At 57.9% G+C, this 209-nt stretch carries 1 protein-coding gene; it reads left to right on the top strand.

Features of this window, described 5'->3' with window-relative positions; genetic code table 11:
• Positions 1 to 209, top strand: a 209-nt coding sequence (locus FS777_RS21350) for an immunoglobulin-like domain-containing protein (RefSeq protein WP_145257624.1), incomplete at both ends; no start/stop codon positions are given.

Raw genomic sequence — 209 nt, 5'->3', positions numbered from 1 at the left:
GATTTCCAGACCCCGGCCAACGACGTCTACAACAACGGTTCCACCGTTAGCGTGACCATCGACAGTGCCACGGGCGGTAATTTCGAACAGCTGACGCCTAATCCGACGCCAGCGGTAACTACGATCAACGACTCGATCGACACTACCACTGCCACGCTGACGGCTTCGCCAAGCGTGACCGAAGGTGGCGTGATCACTTACACCGTCAC

It is taken from the genome of Pseudomonas sp. DE0157, from assembly GCF_007678615.1.
Classification (GTDB): Bacteria; Pseudomonadota; Gammaproteobacteria; order Pseudomonadales; family Pseudomonadaceae; genus Aquipseudomonas; species Aquipseudomonas parafulva_B.
This window is presented reverse-complemented; position numbering and strand designations above follow the sequence as displayed.